Origin of the sequence: Nocardia wallacei, assembly GCF_029869545.1 — a bacterium.
Taxonomy (GTDB): domain Bacteria; phylum Actinomycetota; class Actinomycetes; order Mycobacteriales; family Mycobacteriaceae; genus Nocardia; species Nocardia wallacei_A.
This window is the reverse complement of the sequence record NZ_JARWQD010000095.1, coordinates 1-4,977: the sequence shown is the minus strand read 5'-3', so window position 1 is coordinate 4,977 and position 4,977 is coordinate 1. Positions and strand designations below refer to the sequence as shown.

General features: G+C 71.1%; 3 protein-coding genes and 2 pseudogenes. 3 read left to right on the top strand and 2 right to left on the bottom strand.

Going from position 1 to position 4,977, the window contains the following annotated elements:
* Positions 1–137 (top strand): annotated as a pseudogene (locus QH290_RS06255) (glycosyltransferase family 2 protein); the annotation flags it as partial.
* An 87-nt stretch (positions 138–224) separates the two neighbouring features.
* On the opposite strand, the pseudogene QH290_RS06250 reads toward QH290_RS06255, so the two are convergent.
* A pseudogene (locus QH290_RS06250) lies at positions 225–1,121 on the bottom strand (DUF389 domain-containing protein); the annotation flags it as partial.
* Between the two features lie 93 nt (positions 1,122–1,214).
* Positions 1,215–3,005 (bottom strand): aspartate--tRNA ligase, encoded by a 1,791-nt coding sequence (gene aspS, locus QH290_RS06245; protein WP_280265527.1) that lies wholly within the window; start codon positions 3,003–3,005, stop codon positions 1,215–1,217.
* Between the two features lie 163 nt (positions 3,006–3,168).
* On the opposite strand from aspS, the gene ypfJ reads away from it, so the two are divergent.
* Both ypfJ and QH290_RS06235 read left to right on the top strand, forming a co-directional pair.
* A complete protein-coding gene (gene ypfJ / locus QH290_RS06240; protein ID WP_280382227.1) occupies positions 3,169–4,089 on the top strand; it encodes a KPN_02809 family neutral zinc metallopeptidase in 921 nt (306 codons plus the stop codon).
* 142 nt (positions 4,090–4,231) lie between these two features.
* Positions 4,232–4,801 (top strand): hypothetical protein, encoded by a 570-nt coding sequence (locus tag QH290_RS06235; protein WP_280265525.1) that lies wholly within the window; start codon positions 4,232–4,234, stop codon positions 4,799–4,801.
* Positions 4,802–4,977 lie beyond the last annotated feature (176 nt).

Here is a 4,977-nt window from a genome sequence, read left to right as displayed (position 1 = left end):
GGATGCCGGAGATGGCCGCGGCCTGGCGCAATTCGTCGTTCAACCTGTGCAGCCGCACCTCGACGGTGTCCAAGCTGACGGAGATGGCACGCTTCCACCATCGGCTGGGCCGCGAATACCCGGACCTGATCCCGCGGGCCGCCGGCGTCGGCGCGGCCCGGCGCTCCCCCCGCGGCGGTCCACCAGCGCGTGAACCGGTCGATCGGCCCGCCCTCGCGACCGTGGCGCGGGCGCAGCCACAGCACGAGGCAGCCCGCGGCGACGATGCCGATCATGTTCACGCCGAGCTGGCCGATCGACAGCAGCGCCTTGTGCCATTCGCCCAGAGTGGCTGCGACGGCGGCGAATCCGGCGGCCGGGATCGTCGTCACCGAGATGAACACGCCGACCAGCGCCGCCGATTTCGAGGTCACCAGCGACAGCATCCCGGCCGCGCCCGCGAGCAGCGCCACCACCAGGGAGAACGGCCCGACCTCGTAGATGAAGTCGACGTTGTGGATATCGTCGAGGCGCTGCAGCGTGATCCAGCCCAGCCGCTCCCACAGCAGCGACGCCAGCACGGCGATCGCCATCGCCACCGGGAAACCGATCAGCAGCGCCAGCGCCGACCGGCGCGCGAGCCGGAAGTTCCTGCGCACCAAGGCCACCGCGATCGCGGCCAGCGGACCGAACTCGGGCCCGACGACCATCGCGCCGACGATCGTCACCGGCGAGTCGGTCGCCACCCCGACCACCGCCAGCAGGCACGCGATGGTGATGAAGCCGAGGAAGGTCGGGCTGAGGGTGGACTCCTCGTGCGTCTGGGCGACCAGTTCCTCCCACACCACCGCATCCGACGGATCGCCCGGCGCGGCCTCGACCGCGTGCTCGGCGGCATCGGACAGCGCCGTCTCGACCGGGTCGAGCATGATGCCGCCCGTCTCCTTGATGCCCAGTGCGGACAGCGCCCGCAGCACCTCGTTGGCGACCTCCCGCGCGACGTCGGCCTCGATGACGTCACCGGCCGGATCGATCGCCGCCCCGCGCTGCACCGTCACGAGTGTGGCGCCCGGCTCGGCGCGCAGCGAGTCCAGCGCGGCATCGGTCGTCTCGGGAGGACAGATCACCCGCACGTGCAGCACCGTATCCCCTTGCGGTCGGCGAATTTCGGCATCGGACGACGCCGACGTGCAGACTATCGGTTCCCCGCGCCCTGCTGCGGCGGCGAGCCGGTGCTACTTCTTCGCCGGGACCGGGTTGCCGTGCTCGTCGAGCACCACGTCCAGGCCCGCCTCCTTGCGCTGCTGCGCGGTGATCGGCGCGGGGGCGTCGGTGAGCGGGTCGACGCCGCCGCCCGACTTCGGGAAGGCGATGACGTCGCGGATCGAGTCCACGCCCGCCAGCAGCGCGGTGATGCGGTCCCAGCCGAAGGCGATACCGCCGTGCGGCGGCGCGCCGAAGGCGAAGGCGTCGAGCAGGAAGCCGAACTTCTCCTGCGCCTCGTCGTGCCCGATGCCCATCACCTCGAACACCCGCTCCTGCACGTCGCGGCGGTGGATGCGGATGCTGCCACCGCCGATCTCGTGGCCGTTGCAGACGATGTCGTAGGCGTAGGCGAGCGCGGAACCGGGATCGGTGTCGAAGGTGTCCAGCGACTCCGGCTTCGGCGCGGTGAACGCGTGGTGCACGGCGGTCCAGGCCGAATGGCCCAGGGCCACATCGCCGCTCGCGGTGGCGTCGGCCGCCGGTTCGAACATCGGCGCGTCGACGACCCACACGAACGCCCAGGCGTTCTCATCGATCAGGCCGCACCGGCGCGCGATCTCCCCGCGGGCCGCGCCCAGCAGCGCACGGCTGGACTTGGCCTCGCCCGCGCCGAAGAAGATGCAGTCGCCCGGCTCGGCGCCGACGTGCTTGGCCAGCCCCTCGCGCTCGGCCTCGCTGAGGTTCTTCGCGACCGGGCCGCCGAGCGTGCCGTCCTCGCCGACCAGGATGTAGGCCAGGCCCTTGGCGCCGCGCTGCTTGGCCCACTCCTGCCAGGCGTCGAGCTGGCGCCGCGGCTGGCTCGCGCCGCCGGGCATCACGACCGCGCCGACGTAGGGCGCCTGGAACACCCGGAACGGGGTCTCCTCGAAGTACTCCGCGCATTCGGTGATCTCGACGCCGAAGCGCAGGTCCGGCTTGTCCGAGCCGTAGCGGCGCATGGCCTCGGCGTAGGTCAGGTGCGGGATCGGGGTGGGGATGTCGTGGCCGATCAGCTTCCACAGCGCGACGAGGATGTCCTCGGCCAGCAGGATCACGTCCTCCTGGGTCACGAAGCTCATCTCGATGTCGAGCTGGGTGAACTCGGGCTGGCGGTCGGCGCGGAAGTCCTCGTCGCGGTAGCAGCGCGCGATCTGGTAGTAGCGCTCCACGCCCGACACCATCAGCAGCTGCTTGAACAGCTGCGGGCTCTGCGGTAGCGCGTAGAACTTGCCGGGCTGCAGGCGGGCGGGGACCAGGAAGTCGCGGGCGCCCTCCGGGGTGGACCGGGTCATGGTCGGGGTCTCGACCTCGACGAACGCATGCCGGTCCAGCACATCGCGGGCGGCGGCGTTGGCCTTGGACCGCAGCCGGATGGCGTGCGCGGGGCCCTCGCGGCGCAGGTCCAGGTAGCGGTACTTGAGCCGGGTCTCCTCGCCGGGCTGCTCGTCGAGCTGGAACGGCAGCGGCGCGGACTCGTTGAGCACCTCCAGCTCGGTCGCGTTGACCTCGATCGCGCCGGTCGGCAGGTTCGGGTTCTCGCTGCCGTCCGGCCGCTGCTCGACCACGCCCGTGACCCGGACGCAGTACTCGGCACGCAGCTTGTGCGACTGCTCGGCGGGCGCTCCCTCGCGGAACACCACCTGCGACACACCCGACGCATCCCGCAGATCGATGAAGATCACGCCACCGTGGTCGCGCCGCCGGGCCACCCAGCCGGTGAGGGTGACGGTCAGACCGGCGTGCTCGCTTCGCAGCGAACCAGCCAAGTGGGTGCGCAGCACGGGATTCCTTTCGACGACTCGATGCACCGGCGCTTTGTGACCAGGCGCAGCCCAATAGTAGTTAGACACGTTCATCGACCGGAAACCGATATCCGCGCGGCCGTGTCAAGCTTTATCTCGGATCGTGCCGATAGCCAGCCGACACCTGCGAGAGGCGACGAGGATGACCTTCAACGAAGGTATGCAGATCGATCCGGACCGGGTTTCCTCCGGCGGTCCCGGCATGGGCGGCAAGCTCGCGTTGGGCGGCGGGGCGGGCGGGATCGTCGTGCTGGTGCTGGCACTGCTGTTCGGCGGGGATCCGGGCTCGCTGCTCGGGCAGTTCACCGGCGCGGGCGTCGACTCGTCGCAGCAGGGGACGGCCAAGACGCCCGCGCACTGCAAGACGGGCGCGGACGCCAACCGGTACGTGGACTGCCGGGTGGTGCTGACCGCGCAGAGCCTGGACGCGGTGTGGGGCTCGCAGCTGCCCGAGCAGACCGGGCGGCGCTACGTGGCACCGCAGGTGACGCTGTTCAGCGGCGCGGTGAACACCGGCTGCGGCCGGGCGACCAGCGCGGTCGGGCCGTTCTACTGCCCCGCCGACCGCACCGCCTACTTCGACACCAGCTTCTTCCAGGAGCTGACCGACCGGTTCGGCGCCAGCGGCGGTCCGCTGGCGCAGGAGTACGTGGTGGCGCACGAGGTCGGCCACCACATCCAGAACCTGCTCGGCGATTCCGCCCGCGCGCAGCGGGATCCGAAGGGCCCGGAGTCGGGCTCGGTGCGCCTGGAGCTGCAGGCCGACTGCTACGCCGGGCTGTGGGCCTACTTCGCCGACAAGCAGCCCGCGCCGGGCAGCGATCAGCCGTTCCTGAAGCCGTTGACCGACAAGGACATTCGAGACGCGCTGTCGGCGGCCGCCGCGGTCGGCGACGACCGCATCCAGAAGGCGTCGACCGGACGGGTCAACCCCGAGGGCTGGACGCACGGGTCCTCCGAGCAGCGGCAGAGGTGGTTCCTCACCGGCTACCGCACGGGCCAGGTCAAGGCCTGCGACACCTTCTCCGCTCCGGACCTGGACAACCCTCCGGCGCGACGCTAGCGGCCGCCTCGCCTCCGTGCCGCGCTGCGCGCCGATCGTGCCGTCCCGCACATCCTGGCGAGTCGCCGACGAATCCGGCCCCTGACGGGCCACAATCAGCAGCGGCGGTTCGTCGGCTGCCTGATGAAGGAGGACGTGGGTCATGCGAAACTACGGTGGGACAAGGCGATTCGGGATGGTGCGGGCGAGCGCCGCGGGGCTGATGCTGGCTGCCGCGCTGATCGGTCCCGGTACCGTCGCCGTCGCGGATCAGCCGCCCCCACCGGCGGCCGCGGAGGCGCCCGCCGCACCGGCCGCGCCCGCGTTGACGCTCTCCACGATCCCCCCGGGCTGGCAGGTCCGCACGGATCTGGCCCCGACGCTGCAGGTCCAGCCGGACGGGCGGGCGGTGGCGAGCCTCGATGCCGCCAGCCCGGACCGCCCGGTGGGCGCGGCACCCAAGTCGGCGACCGGCCGCGTGGCGCCGGAGGTGGTGAATTCGGCTCTCTCCGACGCGAAGTCGCTGGCCGACGCCGATATGGGAATGCCCTCGGACGCCGACGGCAGCAGCACCGCGCTCGACTTCCTCGGCACGGCGCCCGACCAGGACGTGCATGTGATCGTCTACGCCCAGGGCAAGGAGGAGGGCCTCACCCAGGAGCAGCAGGCCCAACGCAAGCGCTTCGACGACCTCTGTAAGAAGCTTCTGTCCGCCTTCGTTCAGGACCGCTGATTCCGGCCGAAAGCGTGCCGGAAATATGAAATATGGTGGCGCGCGCCGGAAATATGGTGGCGTGGCGGGCGCCGGGAATATTGTGGGGGGCGGGGGGAACAAGGTGGGCGGCACCGGGGCGGCGGCCGCCGCCCGCAGTCCAGGTGTGCTTTGCCCTCAGGCAAAACAGCAGCGGA

What these genes read in the sequence shown, in the direction of transcription:
- ypfJ (WP_280382227.1), top strand. Translation starts at nt 3,169, where the DNA reads ATGACCTTCAACGAAGGTATGCAGATCGATCCGGACCGGGTTTCCTCC.
- QH290_RS06235 (WP_280265525.1), top strand. Translation starts at nt 4,232, where the DNA reads ATGCGAAACTACGGTGGGACAAGGCGATTCGGGATGGTGCGGGCGAGC.